Raw genomic sequence first — 24,192 nt, 5'->3', positions numbered from 1 at the left:
CGCAAGCTTATGACTCGCAACATCCGATTATGGTTCAGATCGCGCCCAGGCACCAAGCAAGAATCGATTTCTGCGCATGAAGACGGTTTTCCGCTTCATCGAAGACCACGGATTGCGGGCCGTCGATCACCTCGTCCGTCACTTCCTCACCGCGATGCGCGGGCAGGCAATGCATGAACAATGCATCGCTGCCGGCCTTGGCCATCAAGGCCGCATTGACCTGATAAGGCTGGAAGACGTTGTGACCCCGGGCCCGATGTTCCTGATTCATGGAGACCCAGGTATCGGTCACCACGCAATCGACGCCTTCGACCGCACGGTCGGCATCATGGCAGAGCATGATTTCGGCGCCCTCATTGCGGGCCCAGTTCAGATAGTGATCCTTGGGCTCCGAACCAAGGGGGACGGCCATGTTCATGCGGTAGCCGAAGCGCGCCGCCCCTTCGACCAGCGAATGCAGCACATTGTTGCCGTCGCCGGTCCAGGCGATGGTCTTGCCCTTGATCGGGCCGCGATGCTCCTCGAAGGTCATGATATCGGCCATGATCTGGCAGGGATGGGTATCGTCCGTCAGCGCGTTGATGACAGGCACGGTCGCATGTTCGGCAAGCTCCAGCAGGCGCGAGTGCTCGGTGGTGCGGATCATGATCGCATCGACATAACGCGACAGCACCTTGGCGGTGTCGCCGATCGTCTCGGCGCGGCCGAGCTGCATTTCGGTGCCGGAGAGGAACAGCGTTTCGCCGCCGAGCTGGCGCATGCCCACGTCGAAAGAGACGCGGGTGCGCGTCGACGGCTTCTCGAAGATCATCGCCAGCATCTTGCCGGCGAGCGGCTTGTCGCCCTTGCCGGCCTTGAAGGCCTGCTTGCGGGCGAGCGCGTCGTTCATGATGGTTCTGAGGTCGGCCGATGTGACGGCCGAAAGATCGAGGAAATGTTTAGGAGCCATGTTCTTACCTGTCGTGCGCCCGAAGGCGGCGATCCCTTCAAGCCGTCTTCTTGATCTTGGCGGCGCGGATGCTCTCGGCGGCGCGCTCGAGGCGCACAAGCCCTTCGCGAGCTTCCTCGGCAGTGACCACCAGCGGCGGAAGAAGGCGGATGACGTTGTCGCCGGCCGGCACGCCGAGCAGATGCGCGGCCCGGATCGCCTGCAGCAATTCGGCCGAGGGAACCGCAGCCTTGACGCCGAGAAGAAGCCCTTCGCCTCGGATATCCTCGATCACATCGGGATAACGATCCTTGAGCGAGGCCAGTCCCTGGCGGAAGACGAGCGCGACGTCGCGCACATGCTCAAGGAAGCCATCGGCGAGGATGACGTCGAGCACGGCGCTGCCGACCGCCATGGCCAGCGGATTGCCGCCATAGGTCGAACCATGCGTGCCGGCCTTCATGCCGGAAGCGGCCTCGGCGGTTGCAAGGCAGGCGCCGAGCGGGAAACCGCCGCCGATGCCCTTGGCGACGGCCATGATATCAGGCGTGATGCCGGACCATTCATGGGCAAACAGCTTGCCGGTACGGCCGACGCCCGTCTGCACCTCGTCGAGGATCAGCAGCAGGCCATTTTCGTCGCAGATCCGGCGCAGCGCCTTCATGAATTCGCTGGTGGCGGCACGCACGCCGCCCTCGCCCTGCACCGGCTCGATCAGGATTGCGGCCGTCGCATCGGTAATGGCGGCACGCACGGCATCGATGTCGCCGAACGGCACCTGATCGAAACCCGGCGCCTTGGGGCCGAAACCTTCGAGATATTTCTCCTGGCCGCCGGCGGCGATCGTCGCCAGCGTGCGGCCGTGGAAAGCGCCTTCGAAGGTGATGATATGGAACCTCTCGGGATGGCCCTTGGAAAACTGATAGCGGCGCGCCGTCTTGATGGCGCATTCGAGCGCCTCGGCGCCCGAATTGGTGAAGAACACCTTGTCGGCGAAGGTGGCGTCGGTCAGGCGTTTGGCCAGGCGCTCCTGGCCGGGAATTTCATAGATATTGGAGAGGTGCCAGACCTTGTCGGCCTGCTCCTTCAGCGCCGCGACCACATGCGGGTTGCCGTGGCCGACGGAGGTGACGGCGACCCCGGCGCCGAAATCGAGATAACGCTCGCCGCTCTCGGCGATCAGCCATACGCCCTCGCCTCGCTCGAACCGCAGCGGGGCACGAGAATAGGTGTCGTAAAGCGGCGCGGCTTCAGCCATCGCGGGTCTCCCGTTCAATGTTGTCATGCGCGGATTCCGGCTAACAAAACCAGGTCCGAAAAATCAAAAATGCCGCCTTTCGGCGGCGAGCGGTACTATTTCCTTTTCGCGCTGCAATGTCAACAAAACTGCGGCCTTAGCGTATGCCGCAAGCTTGTACAGGGGCACTTTCGGCCTTCAACAGGCATTATTGCAGAAATGACACGCAGAGGCAGCAAGTTGGGGAAAAACTTGAAATTCGATTCATCCGGATTCCCGCGACTCTTGTCACGGAGTCAGCCTCACACTAGGTTAAAGTTCAATTACTAGACTGCATGCGGCGGAACTAGTCACCAAAATTGATCAAGCGTTTCTTGTTTCGGAGGCTTCCGGGACAACGGTGAGGGATTCTGCCATCACCAACGCAAAAGGTGGAGACAGGGCATGAACTGGACAGACGAGCGGGTCGAGAAACTCAAGAAGCTTTGGGCCGAAGGACTGAGCGCCAGCCAGATTGCTGCGCAGCTTGGCGGGGTCAGCCGAAACGCCGTTATCGGCAAGGTGCACAGGCTCAGCCTTCCCGGCCGCGCCAAGGCCGGCGGCACGGCCACCGCGGCGCGCACGCCGAAGCGCCAGACATCCGCGCCGCGCGCGCCGAACTACGCCTCCCGGATCGCCACCCGCACCGTGACCCGCCAGCAGGGCGCAACCCTGCTGAAGGAAGAGATCGAGATCGATACAGTCGAGGAAATGGAATATGTGCCGAAGGGCAACGTGGTGGTGCCGATTTCCCGCCGCCTCGGCCTGACGGAGCTCACCGAACGCACCTGCAAGTGGCCGGTCGGCGATCCGCTCAAGGAAGATTTCCATTTCTGCGGCTGCGAATCCCCGGACAATTCGCCCTATTGCAGCTATCATCAGAAGCTTGCCTATCAGCCGATCAACGAACGCCGCCGGGCGGCGGCGCGGGTCAGCTGAGCGGACCGGTATAGCCAGACATAAAAAACGGGCCGCCGTTTCTTATTCGAGTGGGAAGTGACCTTTGCGTTTAGCAACCCCCACACTCCGTCATGCCAGGGCTTGACGGAGGAGAGGTGGCGCCGGGACAAGTCGGCTTTGCAGGCGCGATGGAAAGGTGGTGCCGAGACGCATAAGCCTCGCCGGCGCAACGACGCTGGCTCCGCAGCGGCGACGATGGACGACAAGGCGGGCCTCACAAGCCGTACTGCCGTGCGTTTGGCGGGAACGCCAACCCCACACTCCCTCAGCCTTCAGGCCTCCATCGAATAACCGGCGCCGCGGACGGTGCGGATGACGTCCTGCATGTTGGAGAAATTCAGCGCCTTGCGCAGGCGGCCGACATGGACGTCGACGGTGCGTTCGTCGACATAGATGTCGTGGCCCCAGACGCCGTCCAGCAGCTGCGAACGGGAAAAGACCCGGCCCGGCGACGACATCAGGAATTCCAGCAGCCGGAATTCGGTCGGGCCGAGGCGGACTTCGCGGCTCTTGCGGTGGACACGATGGGTTTCGCGGTCGAGCTCGATATCGCCGCATTTCAGCACCGAGGACAGCACCTCGGGACGGGCCCGACGCAGCATCGCCTTGACGCGGGCGACGAGCTCGGGGGTCGAGAAGGGCTTGACGACGTAATCGTCGGCGCCGGTGGACAGTCCGCGCACACGCTCGCTCTCCTCGCCGCGCGCCGTCAGCATGATGATCGGCAGCCGCTCGGTTTCCGGCCGCATGCGCAGGCGCCGGCAGAGTTCGATGCCGGAGACGCCGGGCAGCATCCAGTCGAGGATGAGAAGGTCGGGCGTGCGCTCCTGAAGCCTGATCTCGGCCTCGTCGCCGCGCAGGATGGTATCGACCTCAAAGCCTTCCGCCTCAAGATTATAGCGAAGAAGCACGCTCAGCGCTTCCTCGTCTTCAACAACTGCGACTCTCGGGATCATGCGTGTCCGTCTCCTCGCGCACAAGCCTTAAACCGGGACGATTTAAGCAGGCGTCCTGCGCAAATTCAGAAATTGGCTGCGACCTCTTTGCGCGCCCCGAACGGGCGCGCACGCAAGTGACTGGTCCGGGCGGCTGGCCCGGGCGGCTCGTTCGGAACAATTATTCTCGTTCGGAACAATTATTCCGTCGCGGCGCCGACGGTGTTGGCACTGTCATCCTTCGGACGATCGCCTTCCGGCTGGGCGCCCGTCGCCATGTAGTAAATCGTCTCGGCGATGTTGGTGGCATGGTCGCCGATGCGCTCGATGTTCTTGGCGCAAAAGAGCAGATGCGTGCAGCTCGTGATGTTGCGCGGATCTTCCATCATGTAGGTCAAGAGCTCGCGGAACAGCGAGGTGTACATCGCGTCGATCTCGTTGTCGCGTTCGCGGATGGCGGTCGCCTTGTCGGCGGCGCGTGTCGTATAGACGTCGAGCACTTCCTTGAGCTGGACGAGCGCCAGCTCGGAGAGGTGCTCGAGGCCGCGGGCGAGCTTGCGCGGCACGCCTGTGCTCTGCACGGCGATGACGCGCTTGGCGGTGTTCTTGCCGAGGTCGCCGACGCGTTCGAGATCGGCGGCGATGCGGATCGAACCCATGATCTCGCGCAGGTCCGAGGCCATCGGCTGACGGCGGGCGATGGTGACGATCGCCTTGTCGCCAATCTCGCGTTCGGTGTGATCGAGGATCACATCGTCGGAAATGACCTTTTGCGCCAGCGCCGTATCGCCGTTGACCAGCGCCCGGACGGATTCCGCGACCATCTGTTCGGCCAGGCCGCCCATTTCGGAAATCCGCCTGGAGAGGAACTTCAGATCATCATCATAGGCGGAATAAATATGTGTCGATGCCATGGGGCTTTGTCCTCGAATAACGGAAAGCTTCGTGTCGCCGGGATCAGCCGAAGCGACCCATGATGTAATCCTGGGTGCGTGGATCGTCGGGGTTGGTGAACATCTTGTCGGTGTCGTTCTCCTCGACGAGGTTGCCGAGGTGGAACATGGCGGTGCGCTGCGAAACACGCGCGGCCTGCTGCATGGAGTGGGTGACGATGACGATCGTGTAGTTCTCGCGCAACTCGTGGATCAGCTCCTCGACCTTGGCGGTGGCAATCGGATCAAGGGCCGAGCAGGGTTCGTCCATCAGGATGACCTCCGGGCTGACGGCGACGGCGCGGGCAATGCACAGGCGCTGCTGCTGACCGCCGGAGAGGCCGGTGCCGGATTCGTGCACGCGGTCCTTGACCTCGTTCCACAGGCCGGCGCGCTGCAGGCTGCTCTCGACGATCTGGTCGAGATCGGCCTTCGACTTGGCGAGACCGTGGATGCGCGGGCCGTAGGAAACGTTTTCGTAGATCGACTTCGGGAACGGGTTCGGCTTCTGGAAAACCATGCCGACGCGGGCGCGAAGTTCGACCACGTCGATATCCGGATCATAGATGTCGTCGCTGTCGAGCGTGATCTTGCCGGTGACGCGGCAGCCTTCGATCGTGTCGTTCATGCGGTTGAGGCTTCGCAGGAAGGTCGACTTGCCGCAGCCCGAGGGGCCGATCAGGGCGGTTACGGTGTTTTCGCGGATGTTCAGGTTCACGTCGAAAAGCGCGCGCTTCTCGCCGTAATATACGGAGACATCCTGTCCAATCATTTTATACGGGACGTTGCTCATCTTCTGATCCAGCGCCTTTTCAACTGCAGCTTCCGTCAGCATGTTCATGATGTTTAACTCCGTTTACCAGCGGCGCTCGAAGCGACGACGCAAGAGGATGGCGCCCATGTTCATGACGATCAGGAACAGGAGCAGGACGATGATGGCACCCGAAGTACGCTCCACGAAGGCACGTTCGGCCTCGTTCGCCCACATATAGACCTGCACGGGCAAGGCCGTCGAGGGCTCGAGCGGTGTCGTGGGCGCATTGGCGACGAAGGCGACCATGCCGATCAAGAGCAGCGGCGCGGTTTCGCCAAGCGCGTGCGCCAGGCCGATGATCGTGCCGGTGAGGATGCCGGGCATGGCAAGCGGCAGGACATGGTGGAACACCATCTGCATCTTCGAGGCGCCGAGGCCGAGCGCTGCGGCGCGGATCGAAGGCGGCACGGCGCGCAGAGCCGCGCGGGTGGCGATGATGATCGTCGGCAGGGTCATCAGCGTCAGCACCAGGCCACCGACCAGCGAAGCCGAGCGCGGCAGGCCGATGAAGTTGATGAAGACGGAAAGGCCGAGCAGACCGTAGACGATCGACGGGACGGCGGCGAGATTGTTGATGTTGACCTCGATCAGGTCCGTCAGCCTGTTCTTCGGCGCAAACTCCTCGAGATAGATCGAGGCGGCGACGCCGATCGGCAGCGACAGAACGAGCACGATCAGCATCAAGTAAAGCGAGCCGATGAGGGCAACGCCGAGGCCGGCGGCCTCCGGGCGGCTGGAATTGCCGTTGACGAAGAGGCCGCTGTTGAATTGCTTCTGGAGAACGCCGCCCGCCTTCATCTGGTTCATCCAGTTGACCTGCTTGTCGTTGACCTTGCGGTTCTTCTCATCGACGGAAAGATCGATCTGGCCCTTGTTGGCACTGTCAATATTGGCATCAGCGAGCAGGGTGACATTGACCGTCTTGCCGATGATCGAGGGATCGGCGACGACCAGATCGCGCAGCTGGATCGGCGCGCTCTTGGAGAGCATGGCGGTTGCATCGCGCACATCCGGACGGCTCGATGCATTGATGTTCAGCTGCTTGACGATCGCGTCACGCAGCAGAACCGGATAGTTGGCGGCGATCAGCACCGAAGGATCGGTCGCCCGCTTGCCGTTCGGATCGATCGTCTTTTCGGCGAATTCGATCGGCAGGGTGATCGTCGTCTGCTGGAAGGCGGTGTAGCCTTTGCCGATCACCGTCCACAGCAGGACGAAGAGAAAGATGAGGCCGAAGGCAATGGCGGCGATGCCGTAGGCCTGGAACCGGCGCTCGGCGGCATAGCGGCGCTTGATGCCGATGTCACGGCGGGCAGGCGCCTTGGAAACGGTGACACCGACGGCGGGAGAAACAATGTTCGTCATTCGTACTGCTCCCGATATTTGCGCACGATGTAGAGCGCATAGATGTTGAGGCTAAGCGTGATGCAGAACAGCGTGATGCCAAGCGCAAAGGCGACCAGCGTCTGCGGCGAGGTGAACTCGAGGTCGCCTGTCAGCTGATTCACGATCTTGACGGTCACCGTGGTCATCGGCTCGAAGGGGTTGATCTGAATGCGGGCGGCAACACCTGCGGCCAGCACGACGATCATGGTTTCGCCGATGGCGCGCGAGGCGGTCATCAGCAGCGCGCCGACGATGCCGGGAAGTGCCGCCGGCAGGACCACCTTCTTGATGGTTTCGGAGCGTGTGGCGCCGAGACCGAGCGAACCGTCGCGCAGCGCCCGCGGTACGGCGGTGATGATGTCGTCCGACAGCGAGGAAACGTAGGGGATCAGCATGATGCCCATGACGATACCGGCGGTCAGAACGCTCTGTGCCTGGATGAAGTTCGAATAGTTGCCGGAGAGCAGGCCGCTGATCTGCGCGGAGAAATCGCGCAGGAAGGGGCCGACGGTGACGAGGGCGAAGAAGCCGTAGACAATCGTCGGGATGCCGGCGAGCACTTCGAGCAGCGGCTTGGAGACGCCGCGCACCTTCGGCGAGGCGTATTCGGCCATGTAGATGGCGGCGAAGAGACCGACCGGCACGGCTACCAGCATGGCGACCAGGCCGATATAAAGCGTGCCGAGCAGGAGCGGGATCAGGCCGAACTGGCCGAAGGACGAGCTGCCGGCGCCGGCAAAGCGCGGATCCCAGACAGTGCCGAAAAAGAAATCGCCGGCGGGAACGACGGCAAAGAAGCGAACCGCTTCCGACAGCATCGACAGCACGATGCCGACCGTCGTCAGGATGGCGATCGAGGAGGCGAGCAGCAGGCCCCAAAGCATGACGCGCTCGACGCGGTTGCGGGCGCGGAAGCGCGGCGCGATGGCGCGCAGCGCATAAAAGGCGCCGGCAACGGCCAGAATGAAGACGATCGCGGTCATGGCGAGGCGGCTCGTCATGCTCATGGAATTGAGCGTCTTGGCGGCCTCGACCATGTATGGCTGCGGCTGGCCGGCGAGCGGCACGCCCTTTTCGCTGAGCTTGGCCTGCAGGGCGGCCGGATCGTTTGCCACCGCGGCGGCTTCGTCCGATGTCAGCATCGTCAGGCCGCGCGCGACCGTCGCCACCATCGAATAGCTCAGATCCTGTTCGACCGCGGCCTGCGCCTTGACCTCGGCAGGGAAAGTGCCGCGCACCGAGGACTGGATGACGCCGGGGCTGACGGAGAGCCAGACGCAGAGGACGACGAGGGCGGGAAGAACCGTCCAGATCGCGGCATAGGCGCCGTAATAGGCCGGCCGGGAATGCAGTGCGGAGGACCTGCCTCCGGCAAGGGCTGCGGCACGGCCGCGCGCGACCAGATAGGCGACGGCGCCGATCGCCACAAGGCACAGAAGTATGACGGATGTGCTCATTCGTTACGTCCCCAGGCCCGTGGCCCCCAAAAAGCGCGGGCGGCTTCATCAGCCTGCCTTCGGCTTCCAATCATGGAGAAGGAATTCGACCCTGCCGCGGAAAGACCGGGACACAGGGCCATAAACGATGCCGGCGCGGGCTTTGAAGCACCGCGCCGGCAAAGTCATTACATGGACTTACCAGCTTCGACGTCCTTGCGGATCGCGTCGCGCTCGGCATCCGGAGCGGCAACGAGGCCGTATTCAGCCAGCGGGCCGTCAGGGCCGATCATCTGGTCGGATACGAAGAAGCTGACGTATTCCTTCAGGCCCGGAACGGCGCCGAGATGTGCCTTCTTGACATAGAAGAACAGCGGGCGGGAAACCGGGTAGGTGCCGTTGGCGATCGTTTCGGTGGACGGAACGATACCGTTCACGCTGGCGACCTTCAGCTTGTCGGCGTTGTTTTCATAGAAGGAAAGGCCGAATACGCCGACGCCGGTCTTGTTGGCCGCGATGCGTGCGAGGGTTTCCGGATAGTCGCCGTCGATGTCGACCGCAGCGCCGTCCTTGCGGACCGCGACGCAAGCCTTGGTCTGGGCGGCCTTGTCGGAGATTTCCTTGGCGATGACGTCGAGAGCGCCCGAAGCCTTGCAGCCGGCGGCAAGAACGTTCTGTTCGAAGACTTCGCGCGTGCCGTGCTTTTCGCCCGGGATATAGGCGGCGATGTCAACGGCCGGGAGCTTCGGATTGACTTCCGACCACTTCTTGTAGGGGTTGGCGACGAGCTTGCCGTCGACGACGACCTGGGCAGCGAGTGCCTTGTAGATGTCGGCCGGAACGTAAGCGACATCAGGGTTGGACGAGTCGGTTGCGAAGACGATGCCGTCATAACCGATCTTGACTTCCTGGATGTCGGTTACGCCGGCGGCCTTGCAGGCTTCGGCCTCGTTCTTGTTGATCGGACGCGAAGCGTTGGCGATGTCGATGGTGTCTTCGCCGACGCCCTTGCAGAATTCCTTCAGGCCAGCGCCCGTGCCGCCGGATTCGACGACCGGCGTCTTGAAGTTGGTGAAGGTCTCGCCGAAGGATTCGGCAACGATCTTGGCGTAAGGCAGGACGGTGGACGAACCAGCGATCTGGATCTGGTCGCGAGCGACGGCTGCGCCAGCGAAGGCGGCAGTTGCAGCGAGCGCGGCAACGGTGAGCTTGAAGGTGTTCATTAGAAATCTCCCGCATTGGGCTTGTGTGAGTGCGGCCTGAGAGGCCCTCGCAGTGCCTTTTTTCATCGGCGGGACTCTCTTAACGCTGTAAGCACCGTCCTTTTATGTCAAACCCGTGAAACATTTGTGACAGGTTAAATCGCTGTTTTACAACGATAAAATTTATGGATCCCGCCTGAACGTGTCGACGGATGGCAAAGTTTGGATCGCGGTTCGACCATGCATTGTAAGTTTACAACACGTGATCCGGCGGTTGCGGAAAGGCATCCTGTCTCCGTCCCACCCTCGACAGGGCACGTCCCCTCTCCCGTCATTGCGGGGAGAGGGGACCACGAGAGATTGCGCCTTAGAAGCGCACCGTAAAATCGGTGCCTTTGCCAACCTCGGACTTGACGATCAGCCGGGCGCGGTGGCGGGTGAGGATATGTTTGACGATGGCAAGGCCAAGGCCGGTGCCTTTCTTCGAGCGGCTGTCCTCGATGCTGACGCGATAGAAGCGTTCCGTCAGACGCGGCACGTGCTCGGCCGGGATGCCCGGCCCCTTGTCGACGATGCTGACCTCCACGGGGCCACCGGCGCCGTTCTTCAGCCAGACATCGACGATCTTGCCTTCCTGGCCATATTTGCAGGCATTCTCCATCAGGTTCTCGAAGACCTGGACAAGCTCGTCACGGTCTCCCAGCACCTCCACCTTGCCGTCGGGCAGATGCAGGTCGATCTCGACGCCGACATCCCTGGCGAGCGGCACCAGCGAGTCGCGGACATGGCCGAGCAGCGGCACCAGGTCGACCTTCTCATCCGGCGCGAGGTGCGATTTCAGCTCCAGGCGGGAGAGCGACAGCAGGTCATCGACCAGTCGGCTCATGCGGGTGGTCTGATCGAGCATAATGCCCAGAAACTGCGCCTGCGCCTTCTGGTCGTTCTTCGCCGGGCCCTGGATCGTCTCGATGAAGCCGCGCAGCGAGGCAAGCGGCGTGCGCAGCTCGTGGCTGGCATTGGCGACGAAATCCGATCGCATGCGGTCGATGCGGCGGACCTCCGATATATCGCGGAAGGACAGGATGAAAAACCGCTCCCGCTCTCCGTCGGCCTGGAACTCGACGGGCGCGCTGCGGACGATATAGACGCGCTCGGACGGCAGCCGCTCGGCATGCTCGATCTGGTTCGGCGCATTGGTGGCGATGGTTTCGCGCACCATGTCGAGCACGCCGGGCGAGCGCAGCCGGGCCGATATATGGGCGCCGAGCGCCACCTCGCCGAAGGCCTTTTCGGCGGCGCGGTTCTGGAACAGCACCGAGGCGTCGTGCGACAGCACCATGGCGGGAATATCGAGCCCGGCAAGCGTGGCGGCAACATCAGGCAGGCGGCTTGGCGGCGCTTGCGGCTCTGCCTCCATCGGCTCGATGGGTTCCGCCTTGAGGACTGGCGCCTCGTTGAACAGCGCGGTCAAGATCATGACGAGCAGGAGAACGAGCACGACCCATTTGTTCATCCCGGCGGCAAGGGCGGCGAGCGCGCTGAGGATGGCCGCGAGCAGCACCGGCCGTTCGCGCCGGATGCGCGCCAGCAGGCTTTTTCTCCAGGGGGTTTCGTCTTGCAACTGGGCCTCGGGCGTCGATTCGTTTCTTTATATTGAACTCTGCCTGATAGCGGCAATTCATGACAGAAGTTTTCGGCTGGCGCCGCTCAAGCGAAAGACTGCCGGGCAAACGCGGGAAAAATCACCGGCCAAAAGCGAAAGATTTGATTTTCAACGGCAAATATGTTCGCCTACGGCAAGAGGACACCAGCCCAGGAGGGGCATATGAGCGAGACTGTCGGAAGCAGGGCCGTGGAGCTTGATATCCACGGCAGGAAGTGCGTCTTCGACGTCGACGATCCGGTCCTGCCGGACTGGGTGGAGGAACACGCGCTGGAGTCCGGCGGGTTTCCCTATAAGAAGAAGCTCAACGAGGAGGACTATCTGGAGCAGCTTACAAAGCTGCAGGTGGAACTCGTCAAGGTGCAGTTCTGGCTGCAGGCGACCGGCAAGCGGGTGATGGCGCTGTTCGAGGGGCGCGACGCGGCCGGTAAGGGCGGCGCCATTTCGGCCTCCTCGGCGCATATGAACCCGCGCCTTGCGCGCGCCGTCGCGCTCGCCAAGCCAACCGAGCGCGAGCAGGGGCAATGGTATTTCCAGCGTTATGTCGCGCAGTTCCCGACCGCAGGCGAATTCGTGCTGTTCGACCGCTCCTGGTACAACCGCGCCGGCGTCGAACCGGTCATGGGCTTCTGCACGCCGCAGCAATATGAAGCTTTCCTCAACCAGGCGCCGCAGCTCGAAAAGATCATTGCCCATGAGGGCATCTTCTTCTTCAAATTCTATCTCGATATCGGCCGCGAGATGCAGCTCAAGCGTTTCCACGATCGCAGGCACGATCCGCTGAAAGTCTGGAAGCTTTCATCGATGGATATCGCGGCCCTGACCAAATGGGGCGATTACAGCGAAAAGCGCGACCGCATGCTGAAGGAAACCCATACGGAATTCGCGCCATGGACCGTCATCCGCGCCAATGACAAGCGGCGTGCGCATCTGCAGCTTATCCGGCACATGCTCCACAGGATGGACTATGACGGCAAGGACAAAGCGGCGCTCGGCGAGCGCGACGAGCAGATCATCGGCTCGGGGCCCGGCTTCCTGAAATAGGTCAGTTGCCGCCTCACTGCCCCGGCAGGATGCGGATTGCGAACAGGTTGATGCCGCGCGCCTTGCCGTCGAGATCGCTGTTGATGACAAGCGTGCCGGGCGAATTCGGCGCCAGCGAGCGGTCGAATCTCACCTGCAGCAGCGCATCCGACTTTTCGCGGGTGACGCTGAAGCGATGGCGGGCGCAGTTGCCGAGCGATTGGAAATTGCATTCGACCGTAACCTGCGTCGGCTCGTCGGTGGTCGATTGCAGCGTCAGCGCGATGGTCGAGGATTTGCCGGCAAGCTGCTGCAGCGCCGAGGCGGGAACACTGACCGAGATATTGCCGTCAGCCGCACCGCTTTCGGAAATCAGCCGCACTGCCGGGCCGTCATTCTCGGTGATGTTTTCGGTGCGCGCCCGCGGGCCGCTTGTGATCTTGTCGGCCTCGTCGGGCTTGAACACCGGGATCCAATCGGCCGAAAAACTGTTCTGCGGATCGATGGTCACCGGCTGATCGGTGTGGCTGGCGGCATTGCCGGCGCTGTCGTCATTGCCGGTGAAATCCTCCGGCTGGGTGCTGGCCGGCGGATTGGCGACGCTGGTGTCGCGCTCGGCCGCCGTCAGGAGCAGGCCCGACGTATAGGCCCACCAGGCGCCGATGCCGATGAAGGCGAGCAGCACACACCAGACGAGAAGCCTCGAAAAGAACTTGCGCGGTTTGCGGCGGCCGGCCGCCCGCTCCGGACGGAAATCCATGTTGGCGGCGCGCTGGCCGCGCTGCAGCCGCTCCTCGCCGAGCGGGGCGGCGGAGAGATGATCGGCGGTGCTCGCATGCACGTCGTCAAGGCGCGACTCGTCGCCGCGGTGCATGATCACGTCCGGGCCACGGGTCTCGCCCGCCGCCACCGGGCTGTCGATCAGGCTGTCGATATCGGCCACATCCCCTCGATGAGCCGGCGGCGCCGGCATGTCGACGACCGGTGGCACCGGCACTTCAGGCGGTCTCTGGCGCGGGTGAAGACGGTCGCGCTCCTCGCTTTCAATAGCGTGGATGGTGGTTTCCAGGCGATGGCGATGATGGGCGACGGCATCGGCATCGGTGATATCCTGCTTGCGCAGGCCGGCTTCCAACGCCTGGCGGGCCGACTGGTAGATCCTCGCTCGAACCTCCGGATTGTCGCGATCGGCATTTTCGAGCGCTGTTCTGATGGCCGTTTCTAATCCGCTCACGTCAAGTCCTTCACTTCGAACCCGGCATCGGACTGCCGTCCCTGCCGTTCTCTATCAAAATTCGGTAGCGGCAAGCGCGGCAAACCGCAAGCCTTGCAGCCCCGCCGGCCGCTGATCGGCGGCGATATCGCCAGCTTTCGCGGCTCCCGGGCCTTGCCCTCTTCTTTATGCGCGCCTGATATATCCGCCTGAAATCGACGAAGGCGTGGCGGCCGCTCTTTTATCAGCCTTTCTTCTCTGTTATGAGATTGACGTTTTCGTAAACGTCAATGCGCGGTGAATCATGGCCCTGCCCCCCATCCTCAAGGACAAACTCAGACTGCCGGTGATCGGCTCGCCGCTCTTCATCATCTCGCATCCGGCGCTGACCCTGGCGCAATGCAAGGCGGGCGTCGTCGGCGCCTTTCCGGCGCTGAACGCCCGGCCGGAGAGCCAGCTCGACGAATGGCTGGCCGAGATCACCGAGGAACTCGCCCGCCACGACGCCGCCCATCCGGAGCGGCCGGCCGCGCCCTTTGCCGTCAACCAGATCGTCCACATGTCGAACAAGCGGCTGGAGCACGACCTGTCGCTCTGCGTCAAATACAAGGTGCCGATCGTGATCTCCTCGCTCGGCGCCGTGCCCGAGGTCAATGCCGCCGTGCATTCCTATGGCGGCATCGTGCTGCACGACATTATCAACAACCGCCACGCCCATTCGGCGATCCGCAAGGGTGCGGACGGGCTGATCGCCGTGGCATCAGGCGCCGGCGGCCATGCCGGCACGCTGTCGCCCTTCGCCCTTGTCCAGGAAATCCGCGAGTGGTTCGACGGGCCGCTGCTGCTTGCCGGCGCGATCGCGACCGGCGGCGCGATCCTGGCCGCCGAAGCGATGGGCGCCGACATGGCCTATATCGGCTCGCCCTTCATCGCAACGCAAGAGGCGCGCGCTAGCGAGGCTTACAAGCAGGCGATCGTCGACGGCGCGGCAGCCGACATCGTCTACTCCAACTATTTCACCGGCGTGCACGGCAACTATCTCAAACCGTCGATCATCGCCGCCGGCATGGACCCCGACAACCTGCCCGTCGCCGACCCCTCGAAGATGGATTTCGAGCAGGCGACCGGCGGCGCCAAGGCCTGGAAGGACATATGGGGCAGCGGCCAGGGCATCGGCGCCGTCAAGGCGGTGGAGCCGGTGGCAAATCTCGTCGACCGGCTGGAAGCTGAATACAAGGCCGCCCGCGCCCGGCTGGCGCTCTGAGGATCTTCCACACCCCGCCCTCTTTTTTGCCAAAGGCATGACAGGGTGCTTGAAATCTTCAGACAATGCCTGTATCAGCGCCATGCAAATCGCAGGCCGCACGCTTCGGCCGCCAAATGCCGCTTTAGCTCAGTCGGTAGAGCACATCATTCGTAATGATGGGGTCACGTGTTCGAGTCACGTAAGCGGCACCATTTTTCTTCCACCGCATGCTAACAGTCTCCATTATAAGCCTCTTTTAATAACCTGCGTTCACCTTCAGCTTCGCCTGGACGCTCTCCAGGCAAGCTTCAGCAGGTGGTGGGCTTCTTCTCCCAAGACGGTCGGACTGCCACTTGCGCTCGCATGAGCGACCGATGTCGATCGAGCGCGAGCAGCCCAGCAATTAGGAGGATCTATGAGGATATCGCTTCTGAGTACCGTACTTTTCACCCTTACCATGTCGCCCGCCCAAGCCAAGGATTTCCCTCTGGCCTCATGTAGCGGATGGAACGGAACGCTGGTCAGCAGGACCGGGACCGATTCGAGCACTGCGGTTATGGAAGGGAACGTCAATCAGGCCAACCTCCAGGAATATTGCGAGCGAGACCCGGGAGGCGAGACGACCGCACATGGAGGGAAATTGACTGTAGAGCAGTGCGTGGCGATGTACATGAAACAAAATGGGAAGGACACTTACCGTTCCACCGCCAATTGCCGCAAGGGCACCCTGTCCTTCTTTCCTGCTGGCGGAGAACCGCTGCGCGTCACTTTCCCATTGCCAGAGGATGCAGATGTGTCGTGCGCCTCAGGCATGCCGCCGCTGATCGAGCAGTTCACGATGCTCTGCCCTCGGGCGGCACGAAAGTTTAAAATGATTGGTGGCGAATGACAGGATGGCTGTCTTGGCACTGACGACGGACTTGCACTGGCTTCCGCCCCGCCAAGCTACCGGATCTCAACCGTCGACACTGCCTTTTGGACTGAGTTCGCCGGCAAACAGCGACCAAATTCCGATAACCAATACAGCCAGTGCAGGAACACCCATGAGAACTCCGAAATAAATCACCATTGGGAGGTCATGAATTCCTATAGCGAATTCCTGCCCAGCACACTTATCAGCCATGTATTCTTTGAAATGGTCACACTTTCCGGCATCAGGGAACAAAAAGAAAAGCGCGTCAAAAACTATGAGGAAGATCAGGCTAATGCTCATGCCGCGAAACACGCTCGCATCGGGACGTCTGGGAGACAATTCCGGTTTCGTTTTTTGAACGGACCACAGTAGCTTGCCGAGCAGGAAACACGCACCCGTTCCGAGAAATTGGGCTATGATCAGGACAAGTGTCTGATCGATGGCGGGCCTCACCATTTGGGCAGTGAGGGCTGCCATGAATGCCACAAGCCCCAGTACTGAAACTACTGAAGCCCACGTAACCCCGTCGCGGGTTACAACTGCACGGTAAAGACCATAAGATGCCCAGGCAGTCATGGCTATCGGAATGGGGCCAATGGGCCAAGGGAACGAGAGATCAAACATGCCCTGACTATGCCTGATCACATGCGTTACTCAACCTCAAAGTCGGGTACGACGAACAAGACCGGACGTTCGTCGTAGCGGTTGGTTGGGCCGGGCGAGCCCGTCTAGTTGATCTTAAGCCCAAGCAACGCGCTATCCTCACGTAAGCGCCGATTCCGCCCGTCGTCGGCGACGGGGCTGCCTTTCGGCAATCCGCGCAATTTCTTCGCGGGAGTTCTTCACGACACGCACTGACGAAGATCATGCAGGCAGTTCTACTTACCATGACGGCACTGTAGAAGATGAACACTTCACGGATCGACTATTCCACGTTTCTGTGCTTAGATCGCACCATGAGGGGAACAAGCAAGGCGGTCGCTTTACTACAAAAAGAACTGGGCAACTGGTGGCAGGACGATCGTCGCCACTGGTGCGCCTATTGCGGCATCCCCATGCGACGGAAGTTCGGGTCAGGTCGCCCGCTTCCCGAGACCAAGGCGACGCGTGATCATCTTGTGCCGAAGGCGCACGGAAGCGGCGGGCTCACGATTCCGGCCTGCCATGGATGCAACCGCTCCAAAGGTGCTTTGTCGCTCGCAGAGTTTCTGTGCAGCCCGCACTTCGCCGAAGTGAGTCGGCGAAAACACCGCAACAAATGGCCTATCCATGATCTGTTGTTGGCGTCTGCTCTGGCGTCTCTCCAGCAGGCCGAAAAATTGCTGAAACCGCCTGTGGCCCGCGACCCCGGTTGCAGGCAAGGTGTCGCCGGCTCTAGGTCGCCACCTGCCTCTGTTGCGTCAGGCGCCTGCCAACCGACTGACCGGGCAGCTCGATGAACTTGTAGCCTATGAAGGACGAGACATAGACGACAGGGATGGTGACGATCAGCGTCGCCAGCCAGCGAGCGGGATTGCTGAGGTCGGTATTGCCGATCAGCCAGGCGATCACCGGCTGCATGATCAGCAGGTGAATGAGATAGGCGCCGAAGGAAAGTTCCCCGAGATTTCGAAAGAAGCTGTTGCCGAGCACCGCATTGACCGCGCGCGAATAATGGCCGGCGGAACCCGGAAAACGATCGGCATGCACCAGGACAAAGAACAGCGCCACGATCCCCACGCGCACAGTTTCGTGCAGCACAGTCACGTCGCCGCCGAGAGGGATGAGGACCAGCAGAGTCGAAATCGCAAAAGCCAGGTAAGCCCTGCCCTGCGACATCCATAATGCACCCGCGAGAAGCATGCCGGCGGCGAAGATGTGCATTTTCATCGGCAGAAACGACGGCATCGGGAAGCGAAAGCCCAGGTGATGGATCACCCAGGCGCCAATGACCGCCAACCCGACGGTGACGAGCATGCCTTTGAGCCAGCCCAGCCGCCCGAGGACGATCATGATGAAGGGCAAAGCCGCATAGAATTGCATTTCCAGGCCGATGCTCCAATCGGGCAGCGCCGTACGGAAAGCATGGGCCGGGGACAAGCCGAACAGGAAGGAGAGATGCATCAGGTAGTTGGTCAGGCTATCGTCCAGATAGCGGGATGCGGCTTGCGGCGGATTGCCGTTGAACGCATCGATGATCATCCTTGCCTGATAGATCTCGGACCCGGCGATGAGAGCAATCACCAGCATGACGTAGTAGAGCGGTGCGATGCGGAAGAAGCGACGCGCCCAGAACACCGCCCACGTCTGCGGGCTCTCCCATGGCTCCCTGCCCTTCCGCCGCTGATAGTGAAACACCATCAGGAAGCCGGAGAGCATGATGAACAGGTCGACCCCGAGCTCCGGATCTCCGATAACAGGCACCTTGAACCCCGTCAGGATGTGCGCGTGGCCGATCAGCACCCACAGCGCTGCCAAACCACGCAAACCATCCAGACATTCAATGCGTCTGCCGCTCTTCATCGCGTCCATGAGATACCTCTATCCATTCGTATCCGCGGGCAGGGTTAGCATCTTCGACGGCAACCGGATAGTGTTGAGTAAATTTTTATGGGCTTCGGCACAACTTGCGCGGGTTGACAGTCGATGAAGGGCTGGCGGCGTCAGGCTGCCCATTTGCGTCCATTCGACTGCGAAATATTGGAAGGAACATGCCGCTGCCGAACCGGTTTCCCCTTGAGACAACAAGGATGGAGAAGACCATGTCCTGTAAACTCATCGCAATATCCCTCCTTTCGATCGGTCTTGCCGGCTCGGCTCTGGCCCAGATAGCCGGTGGGGCGAATTCCAGCGGGCGGCTTTCGGTGGCGCCCATTATCGGCGGCTCGGGCAATACAGGCGCGGGTTCGGCTGGTACCGGCTCCGCCGGCACGGGCTCGGCGGGCACGGGGTCCGTCGGCACCGATCCCGGCACGACAGGCAGCACCACCGGCAATGGCGGCGTCGATCTCAACAGCGGCCGCGGCACGATCAATCCGGGTGGAGTCAATCCGGACCTCCAGCAGACGCCCGGCTGCACCGACGGCAGCGGCTCGCTCAGCGAGGCATGCCAGCAGTGAGAATAGCGGGCGCCAGTCTGCCGAAAGAATGAGCCCGGTCATGATGGCGCCGGGCCTTCATTTAACTGCCGCCGCTGACGTCGCGCAAAATGACGACTGCCTAAGAGAATTGCTTTACCGGCCGGCATTCCGGTCGTACAAGAACAGCATCCCTCCGCACATGGCGATCGCCGCACCCAGCCAGCCTGCCGATTTTTCCGGCCCTGCGGAGCACCCGAAGAGGATCATCATGTCGAATGCAGCGCATCGCTCGAACCGCGTGCTTGTCGTCGCGACCATCATGGTGGCGACATTCATGGTTGCCATCGAGGCGACGATCGTGGCGACGGCGATGCCGCGCATCGTCGGGCAGCTCGGCGGCTTTTCCTATTACAGCTGGGTTTTTTCGGCCTTCCTGCTGGCGCAGTCGACGACGACGGTCATCTACGGCAAGCTTTCCGATATTTTCGGGCGCAAGCCGGTGCTGATCGCCGGCATCCTCATCTTCCTCGCCGGCTCTCTGCTCTGCGGCTTTGCCTGGTCGATGATGTCGCTGGTACTCTTCCGGCTCTTGCAGGGGCTCGGCGCCGGCGCGATCCAGCCGGTGACGATGACCATCATCGGCGACCTCTTCAAGCTTGAGGAACGCGGCCGCGTGCAGGGCGCGATGGCGACGGTCTGGGCGACGTCGGCCGTTGTCGGGCCGCTTGCCGGCGGCATCATCGTCGATACCTTCTCCTGGGCCTGGATCTTCTGGATCAACCTGCCGATCGGCATCGTCTCGATCGTCGCCTTCATGATCTTCCTGAAGGAGGACGTCGCGCACAAGCAGGCGAGGATCGATTATCTCGGATCGGTGCTGTTCTCGATTTCGATCGTCGCCCTGCTCGTCATGCTGACGGAAACCGAAGCGAGCGCTTGGATCCTACTGTCGCTCTTCGCCGTCTTCGTCGTCGCGGGGCTCTTCTTCCTCGCCCAGGAGAGGCGGGCGCCGGAGCCGATCATTTCGATCGCCCTCTGGAGCCGCCGGCTGATCGCGACCAGCAATGCTGCCACGCTGCTTGCCGGCATGGCGCTGATCGGGCTTTCCACCATCCTGCCGATCTATGTGCAGGGCGTGCTCGGCCGTTCGCCTGTTGTCGCCGGCTTCACGCTCACCATGCTCATCGTCGGCTGGCCGCTGGCGGTAATGCTCTCCAGCCGCTTCTACAGGGCCTTCGGCATTCGCCGCACACTGCGCGTCGGCAGCCTGCTGTTTCCGTTCGGCGCCTGCTTCCTGTTGTTCCTGACGCCCGAAAGCTCGCCGGTTCTGGCCGGCGCCGGCTCCTTCTTCATGGGCTTCGGCATGGGGCTGATCAGCCTGACGAGCATCGTGCTGGTGCAGGACAGCGTCGAATGGTCGATGCGCGGCAGCGCCACGGCCTCGATCATCTTCGCCCGCAGCCTCGGTAATACCCTCGGAGCCACGGTACTCGGCGCCATTCTCAATGCCGGCATCAGCCATTATGCGAGCGGCGAAACGGCGGCCGCCCTTCATAAGGCGCTGAACCAGCCGACCGGACTTTCGGCGCTCGCCGCCGATCCGGCGATCCGCAGCATTTTCGACGCAGCCCTGCACTGGAGCTTCTGGGGCGTGGTGGTCGTCGCGGTGCTGACCTTCTTCACCACCTGGCTGATCCCAGTCGGCCACCGCCAGGCACGCGAAGAGCCGGCGGCGGCAAGCGAGGCGGCCTCGCATTGACACGGTTGCTCCTCACGGGGAGCGCCTGGCAGTTTGTTGACAACGTTTCCTCCGTCATGCTCGGCCTTGTGCTGCCTTGTGCCGAGCATCTGAGCACCGCGATTTCACGAGAACCATTTATTGTCAGGTACTTGTTCGACGTGCTCAGATCCTCGGCACAAGGCCGAGGATGACGTCGCCGGTATCCACGTAACTACGGAAACCGCTTCGTCCTTCTCCTGAAATAGCTTTAGCGGCGGTTGTCCAAAACCCGCAGGATCAGGTTTCGTCTTCCCTTGCGTGGGACGAGATCAATATCGCTGACGAGCTTTGCGCCGCCCTCGCGCCGTTCCAAGGTGATCTTGCGGCTGTGGAAGGCTTCCAGCTCGGCGCGATGCGCAACGCTGATGATGGTTGCCGCCGGCAATTCATCGATCACCATCTCCATCATCCTGTCCTGGCTCTTCTCGTCGAGTGCCGAGGTCGCTTCGTCGAGCACGATGATATCGGGGGTATGCAGCAGCAGCCGTGCGAAGGCGAGCCGCTGCTTTTCGCCGCCGGACAGGATCTGGTCCCAGGGCGCGTCTTCCTCGATCTTCTCGCTCAGATAATCCAGCCCCACCTTGGCAAGGGCCGCCTTGATCTCCTCCGGCGTCCAACTGTCGGCGGCGCGGGGGTAGGCCACCGCGCGGCGAAGCGTCCCGGACGGGATATAGGGCCGCTGCGGCAACATGAACAAGCGCCGTTCGCCGTGGAAATCGACGCTGCCGTGACCCCAGGGCCAAAGACCGGCAATGGCGCGCACCAGCGTACTCTTGCCCGAGCCGGATTCGCCTGCCACGAGGACCCGCTCGCCCGGTGCGATCTCGACCTGGGCTTCCTTGACCACCGCGGTGCCGTCGTCGAGAGACACCGCGAGATCGTTCAAGTTCAGGATCGCATTGTCCTTGGTTTCACCGTGCCTGATGCGTCCCAGAACGTCGCTCTGTTCGGCGCGCTCGAGGCCGTCGAGCGACATCATCAGCGAGGCGACGCGTCGGGCGCAGGCGTTCCAGTCGGCAAGGCGCGGGTAGTTATCGACCAGCCAACCGAAGGCCGTCTGAACGATGGCGAAGGCGGAGGCCGCCTGCATGACCTCGCCAAGCGTCATGCCGCCTGCGAGAAATTTTGGCGCGCACAGCAGGAGCGGCACAACAGGAGCAATCAGCATCGACCCGTGCGAGACGAAGGTCGTTCGCATGTGCTGGCGCGCAAGCAGCGCCCATTGCTTGAGCACATTGGAAAATGTCTTGTCGAGGTCGCTACGCTCCTCTTCCTCGCCGCCGAGCAATGCGATGCTCTCGCCGTTTTCGCGCACACGGGTCAGCGTGTAGCGGAGTTCGGCCTCGACCTGGTTCTTGACCTCCGAGACCTGGACGAAATGGCGGCCGATGACCGCGATCACGGTCGAGGTGATCACGGCATAGAGGACCGCGGTGACGACGAGAAAACCGGGGATGGTGATGGTCGACCCCGCGACCGGCAGCGTGAGCGCCCCGCCGATCGTCCACAGCACGACGATGAAGGTCGAGGCCGACAGAAACGCGGCAATGACGCCGGCGACGAAATCGACCGGTGCTTCGGTCGCGATCCGCAAATCCTCCGAGAGGCGCGCCTCGGGATTCTTGTGGTCGCCGTCGATAAGGTTCAACTGATAATAACGACCGTTGGCCAGCCAGCGCGTGATCACCGCCTTCGTCAGCCAGGAGCGCCAGCGACGCTGGATCATCATGCGAACATAGACTTGTGCGGTGACGAGGGCGACGCTTCCGAGCACAAGCGGCACGAAGACGGCGCTGAGATAATAGACGGTGCCGGCGTCGTGTCGCTCTATGGCGTCGAAGATCCCGCGGTTCCAGCGATTGATCCCATATTGGAAGCCGACATTCATGCAGATCATCGTCAACAGACCGATCGAGCACGGCCAGGCGAGCTTGTCGCCACTGCTGCCCCAGTAGCGGCGGGCGCTGATCCAGAAACGCCTCAGCAAATATCGCTTGCGCGCCTGCTCGGCCTCCTCGGGCGTGAGCTTCTGACTTGGTTCGATGACATCTTGCGGCGGCTCGACCTCGACAGTCGATGCCTTCTCCTGGCGCGTCTTTTCGGCACCGTCCTGCTCGGTGCCATCGACCGATTTCGGTTTGAGTGTAACGTCGGTCATGAGCACCATAACGGCGTACAAATCAGAAGGTTTCATGGCGCCGGTGCGGGACACGGCGTCGGCGGCGCCGAAGGGCCACGGCCTTACTGTCGCCGTTAGGTCCTGCTTGCACCCAGGACATAGCTGTCGTTCGCCGCCTTCTGGACCATTGCGATGGCGATCGGCGGAAGGATGAAACTCCAGATGCCGAGCCAGGCAATCGAGATCGGATTTCCCTGGCCTCTGTCGCGGGCCCGCTCACTCAGCACGTCGCCAAGGGTCATGACAAGAACCGGCAATCCGAGCGGCACGAGGATGGCGATCAGCATGGCCGCAAGCGGCGTGAGCAGGCGCTGCGACCGTGCGGCGCCCGCAAGCTCCCCGTGGATGCGATAGACCCGATAGGCAAGGTAGACGAAGGCGGCCAGCGCGATGCCGAGGACCAGAAGCGCCAAAAGCAGCGCGACCGGAGAACGGGCGACCTCGAAATCACCCGCCTGCAGCAGATTGAGCCCGAGCACCGTCAGGAAAATAAGGATCAGCGGTGCGACCAGGATGATGGCGACCAAGAGGGGTGATCGCCGCCGCGGTGCAAGCGGTTTGTGCCGAGGACGCGGCGGTTCATCGAAGGCGAGGTTTCCAGCCGGCACCAGCACTATGACGGCGAGGAGCAGGCAGGCCAGAAAAGCTGAAACAACGGGCACGGCGCCGAGATCGAACCCGTACAACCACGAGGCGACGGCCGGTGCAAAGGCTGAAATCAGGATCGTCGTCGACATCAGCGTCAGGACGCAGCCGAAGTCGATCTTGCCCGGCCGCCCACCCACCAGGAATATCGCGGCCGCGAGAGGATAGACAGCCCGCATCGCACCGACCACCAGGCCGAACAAAAACAGAAATACCGGCGATGCCCAGAGCGCAGGCGCCGGCAGCAAACAGACGGCTACGACCGCGCAGACGAGAACTGGCGAAATCAAAGCCGACCGACCATGGCGGCTCGCAACGACAAAGGCCAGGAAGGCGCCGACCACCCAGCCAAGGGTGGAGCCGAAATAGAAAATGCCGATTGTCTGCGCGCTGCTTCCCGCCATCTGCGAGATCACGGGGAAGACCGTGCTCAACCCTTGTCCGGCCATCGCCACAAGAAGCGACGACAAAAAGACCGCCCAATAGCGATAGGTGCTCAAGAATTCGGCCAGCTTCCATTCGGCAGCGGTGGAGGGTGCAGAGGTGTTTTCCATTGGTGAAACTTGCTCTCCATTCATGATCATCGCTCATCGCCGACGGCG

The 24,192-nt window shown here is 62.1% G+C and carries 20 protein-coding genes and 1 tRNA gene; 7 read left to right on the top strand and 14 right to left on the bottom strand.

From position 1 onward, the window contains the following. Window positions 1-34 precede the first annotated feature (34 nt). Together argF and NL154_RS00760 are read right to left on the bottom strand one after the other, a co-directional pair. Window positions 35-949, bottom strand: a complete 915-nt coding sequence (argF, locus tag NL154_RS00765) for an ornithine carbamoyltransferase (RefSeq protein ID WP_210629324.1) — start codon at window positions 947-949, stop codon at window positions 35-37. Between the two features lie 37 nt (window positions 950-986). After that, entirely contained in the window at window positions 987-2,186 is a 1,200-nt protein-coding gene (locus tag NL154_RS00760) for an aspartate aminotransferase family protein (protein ID WP_210629325.1), read from the bottom strand. A gap of 423 nt (window positions 2,187-2,609) precedes the next feature. Here NL154_RS00760 and NL154_RS00755 point away from each other — a divergent pair, with 423 nt between their 5' ends. Further along, window positions 2,610-3,143, top strand: coding sequence for a GcrA family cell cycle regulator (locus NL154_RS00755; RefSeq protein WP_210629326.1), 534 nt, complete (start codon window positions 2,610-2,612; stop codon window positions 3,141-3,143). Window positions 3,144-3,436: 293 nt separating this feature from the next. Here NL154_RS00755 and phoB read toward each other — a convergent pair whose 3' ends face one another. The 7 genes from phoB to phoR all read right to left on the bottom strand — a co-directional run bounded on the left by phoB (window position 3,437) and on the right by phoR (window position 11,457). After that, window positions 3,437-4,120, bottom strand: a complete 684-nt coding sequence (phoB, locus tag NL154_RS00750) for a phosphate regulon transcriptional regulator PhoB (protein WP_004672768.1) — start codon at window positions 4,118-4,120, stop codon at window positions 3,437-3,439. Window positions 4,121-4,299: 179 nt separating this feature from the next. Then, window positions 4,300-5,013 carry a phosphate signaling complex protein PhoU gene (gene phoU / locus NL154_RS00745; RefSeq protein WP_096764942.1) on the bottom strand — a complete coding sequence of 238 codons (714 nt, stop codon included), beginning with the start codon at window positions 5,011-5,013 and terminating at the stop codon, window positions 4,300-4,302. A gap of 43 nt (window positions 5,014-5,056) precedes the next feature. Next, the gene (pstB, locus tag NL154_RS00740; RefSeq protein ID WP_085776826.1) at window positions 5,057-5,872 is read right to left on the bottom strand and encodes a phosphate ABC transporter ATP-binding protein PstB; all 816 of its coding nucleotides are present in this window, start codon (window positions 5,870-5,872) and stop codon (window positions 5,057-5,059) included. A gap of 15 nt (window positions 5,873-5,887) precedes the next feature. After that, window positions 5,888-7,210, bottom strand: coding sequence for a phosphate ABC transporter permease PstA (gene pstA, locus NL154_RS00735; RefSeq protein WP_210629327.1), 1,323 nt, complete (start codon window positions 7,208-7,210; stop codon window positions 5,888-5,890). Next, complete coding sequence (gene pstC / locus NL154_RS00730) at window positions 7,207-8,688, bottom strand: phosphate ABC transporter permease subunit PstC (protein WP_210629328.1); 1,482 nt, start codon at window positions 8,686-8,688, stop codon at window positions 7,207-7,209. The genes pstA and pstC overlap by 4 nt, the downstream gene beginning before the upstream one ends. A 167-nt stretch (window positions 8,689-8,855) precedes the next feature. Next, complete coding sequence (locus tag NL154_RS00725) at window positions 8,856-9,890, bottom strand: substrate-binding domain-containing protein (RefSeq protein WP_221122729.1); 1,035 nt, start codon at window positions 9,888-9,890, stop codon at window positions 8,856-8,858. 346 nt (window positions 9,891-10,236) lie between these two features. Then, the gene (gene phoR, locus NL154_RS00720; protein WP_221163642.1) at window positions 10,237-11,457 is read right to left on the bottom strand and encodes a phosphate regulon sensor histidine kinase PhoR; all 1,221 of its coding nucleotides are present in this window, start codon (window positions 11,455-11,457) and stop codon (window positions 10,237-10,239) included. A gap of 237 nt (window positions 11,458-11,694) precedes the next feature. Here phoR and ppk2 point away from each other — a divergent pair, with 237 nt between their 5' ends. Then, the gene (ppk2, locus tag NL154_RS00715) at window positions 11,695-12,576 is read left to right on the top strand and encodes a polyphosphate kinase 2 (protein ID WP_210629330.1); all 882 of its coding nucleotides are present in this window, start codon (window positions 11,695-11,697) and stop codon (window positions 12,574-12,576) included. 13 nt (window positions 12,577-12,589) lie between these two features. Here the strand turns inward: ppk2 and NL154_RS00710 are convergent, their stop codons facing one another. Continuing rightward, entirely contained in the window at window positions 12,590-13,789 is a 1,200-nt protein-coding gene (locus NL154_RS00710; protein WP_210629331.1) for a regulator, read from the bottom strand. A 283-nt stretch (window positions 13,790-14,072) separates the two neighbouring features. Between NL154_RS00710 and NL154_RS00705 the strand changes: the two genes are divergently transcribed. The 3 genes from NL154_RS00705 (at window position 14,073) to NL154_RS00695 (ending at window position 15,903) form a co-directional block, all read left to right on the top strand. Beyond that, window positions 14,073-15,032 (top strand): NAD(P)H-dependent flavin oxidoreductase, encoded by a 960-nt coding sequence (locus NL154_RS00705; protein WP_221122728.1) that lies wholly within the window; start codon window positions 14,073-14,075, stop codon window positions 15,030-15,032. A 118-nt stretch (window positions 15,033-15,150) separates the two neighbouring features. Then, window positions 15,151-15,226 (top strand) — tRNA-Thr (locus NL154_RS00700). A gap of 203 nt (window positions 15,227-15,429) precedes the next feature. After that, the gene (locus NL154_RS00695; RefSeq protein ID WP_434733431.1) at window positions 15,430-15,903 is read left to right on the top strand and encodes a hypothetical protein; all 474 of its coding nucleotides are present in this window, start codon (window positions 15,430-15,432) and stop codon (window positions 15,901-15,903) included. Between the two features lie 66 nt (window positions 15,904-15,969). Here NL154_RS00695 and NL154_RS00690 read toward each other — a convergent pair whose 3' ends face one another. Then, on the bottom strand, window positions 15,970-16,551 hold the full coding sequence (locus NL154_RS00690; protein WP_434733430.1) for a hypothetical protein: 582 nt from the start codon (window positions 16,549-16,551) through the stop codon (window positions 15,970-15,972). A 750-nt stretch (window positions 16,552-17,301) separates the two neighbouring features. Then, window positions 17,302-18,438, bottom strand: coding sequence for an acyltransferase family protein (locus NL154_RS00685; RefSeq protein ID WP_434733429.1), 1,137 nt, complete (start codon window positions 18,436-18,438; stop codon window positions 17,302-17,304). A gap of 230 nt (window positions 18,439-18,668) precedes the next feature. On the opposite strand from NL154_RS00685, the gene NL154_RS00680 reads away from it, so the two are divergent. Next, window positions 18,669-19,025 carry a hypothetical protein gene (locus NL154_RS00680; RefSeq protein ID WP_259669840.1) on the top strand — a complete coding sequence of 119 codons (357 nt, stop codon included), beginning with the start codon at window positions 18,669-18,671 and terminating at the stop codon, window positions 19,023-19,025. A gap of 229 nt (window positions 19,026-19,254) precedes the next feature. Beyond that, window positions 19,255-20,745 carry an MDR family MFS transporter gene (locus tag NL154_RS00675; RefSeq protein WP_434733428.1) on the top strand — a complete coding sequence of 497 codons (1,491 nt, stop codon included), beginning with the start codon at window positions 19,255-19,257 and terminating at the stop codon, window positions 20,743-20,745. A gap of 229 nt (window positions 20,746-20,974) precedes the next feature. Here NL154_RS00675 and NL154_RS00670 read toward each other — a convergent pair whose 3' ends face one another. Both NL154_RS00670 and NL154_RS00665 read right to left on the bottom strand, forming a co-directional pair. Continuing rightward, window positions 20,975-22,924 carry an ABC transporter ATP-binding protein/permease gene (locus tag NL154_RS00670; RefSeq protein ID WP_434733427.1) on the bottom strand — a complete coding sequence of 650 codons (1,950 nt, stop codon included), beginning with the start codon at window positions 22,922-22,924 and terminating at the stop codon, window positions 20,975-20,977. Between the two features lie 95 nt (window positions 22,925-23,019). Beyond that, complete coding sequence (locus tag NL154_RS00665) at window positions 23,020-24,144, bottom strand: hypothetical protein (protein ID WP_434733426.1); 1,125 nt, start codon at window positions 24,142-24,144, stop codon at window positions 23,020-23,022. Window positions 24,145-24,192 lie beyond the last annotated feature (48 nt).

It is taken from the genome of Rhizobium sp. YTUHZ044 (genome assembly GCF_051123975.1).
GTDB lineage: Bacteria > Pseudomonadota > Alphaproteobacteria > Rhizobiales > Rhizobiaceae > Rhizobium.
The sequence above is the reverse complement of the archived record's forward strand: the minus strand, read 5'-3'. Positions and strand labels throughout refer to the sequence as shown.

Excerpts from the sequence above, each read along its gene's own strand:
- argF (WP_210629324.1), bottom strand. The coding sequence starts at position 949 with ATGGCTCCTAAACATTTCCTCGATCTTTCGGCCGTCACATCGGCCGAC.
- NL154_RS00670 (WP_434733427.1), bottom strand. The coding sequence starts at position 22,924 with ATGACCGACGTTACACTCAAACCGAAATCGGTCGATGGCACCGAGCAG.
- pstB (WP_085776826.1), bottom strand. The coding sequence starts at position 5,872 with ATGAACATGCTGACGGAAGCTGCAGTTGAAAAGGCGCTGGATCAGAAG.
- NL154_RS00665 (WP_434733426.1), bottom strand. The coding sequence starts at position 24,144 with ATGGAAAACACCTCTGCACCCTCCACCGCTGCCGAATGGAAGCTGGCC.
- ppk2 (WP_210629330.1), top strand. The coding sequence starts at position 11,695 with ATGAGCGAGACTGTCGGAAGCAGGGCCGTGGAGCTTGATATCCACGGC.
- phoB (WP_004672768.1), bottom strand. The coding sequence starts at position 4,120 with ATGATCCCGAGAGTCGCAGTTGTTGAAGACGAGGAAGCGCTGAGCGTG.
- NL154_RS00675 (WP_434733428.1), top strand. The coding sequence starts at position 19,255 with ATGTCGAATGCAGCGCATCGCTCGAACCGCGTGCTTGTCGTCGCGACC.
- NL154_RS00685 (WP_434733429.1), bottom strand. The coding sequence starts at position 18,438 with ATGGACGCGATGAAGAGCGGCAGACGCATTGAATGTCTGGATGGTTTG.
- NL154_RS00690 (WP_434733430.1), bottom strand. The coding sequence starts at position 16,551 with ATGTTTGATCTCTCGTTCCCTTGGCCCATTGGCCCCATTCCGATAGCC.
- NL154_RS00680 (WP_259669840.1), top strand. The coding sequence starts at position 18,669 with ATGTCCTGTAAACTCATCGCAATATCCCTCCTTTCGATCGGTCTTGCC.
- NL154_RS00755 (WP_210629326.1), top strand. The coding sequence starts at position 2,610 with ATGAACTGGACAGACGAGCGGGTCGAGAAACTCAAGAAGCTTTGGGCC.
- NL154_RS00705 (WP_221122728.1), top strand. The coding sequence starts at position 14,073 with ATGGCCCTGCCCCCCATCCTCAAGGACAAACTCAGACTGCCGGTGATC.
- phoU (WP_096764942.1), bottom strand. The coding sequence starts at position 5,013 with ATGGCATCGACACATATTTATTCCGCCTATGATGATGATCTGAAGTTC.
- NL154_RS00760 (WP_210629325.1), bottom strand. The coding sequence starts at position 2,186 with ATGGCTGAAGCCGCGCCGCTTTACGACACCTATTCTCGTGCCCCGCTG.
- pstA (WP_210629327.1), bottom strand. The coding sequence starts at position 7,210 with ATGACGAACATTGTTTCTCCCGCCGTCGGTGTCACCGTTTCCAAGGCG.
- pstC (WP_210629328.1), bottom strand. The coding sequence starts at position 8,688 with ATGAGCACATCCGTCATACTTCTGTGCCTTGTGGCGATCGGCGCCGTC.
- NL154_RS00725 (WP_221122729.1), bottom strand. The coding sequence starts at position 9,890 with ATGAACACCTTCAAGCTCACCGTTGCCGCGCTCGCTGCAACTGCCGCC.
- NL154_RS00695 (WP_434733431.1), top strand. The coding sequence starts at position 15,430 with ATGAGGATATCGCTTCTGAGTACCGTACTTTTCACCCTTACCATGTCG.